The organism is Staphylococcus canis (assembly GCF_016238445.1).
Lineage (GTDB): Bacteria > Bacillota > Bacilli > Staphylococcales > Staphylococcaceae > Staphylococcus > Staphylococcus canis.
The window spans coordinates 1-258 of sequence record NZ_JABANU010000092.1 but is presented as its reverse complement, the minus strand read 5'-3'; the positions used below and the strand labels follow the sequence as shown (position 1 = coordinate 258).

1 rRNA gene is annotated in these 258 nt (G+C 40.7%); it reads left to right on the top strand.

Annotated elements, in window-relative coordinates:
- Window positions 1-90: ribosomal RNA gene (locus tag HHH54_RS11050) — 16S ribosomal RNA — on the top strand; the annotation flags it as partial.
- Window positions 91-258: the final 168 nt, after the last annotated feature.

Genomic DNA, 258 nt, shown 5'->3' with positions numbered 1-258 from the left:
TGGAGCTAGCCGTCGAAGGTGGGACAAATGATTGGGGTGAAGTCGTAACAAGGTAGCCGTATCGGAAGGTGCGGCTGGATCACCTCCTTTCTAAGGATATATACGGAATTATCACCTAAGGTGATAAACGGATTAACGTGACATATTGTATTCAGTTTTGAATGCTCATTCATTGAGGATTCAACATTGTACATTGAAAACTAGATAAGTAAGTATAGATTTTACCAAGCAAAACCGAGTAACAAGCGAAACGCTTGA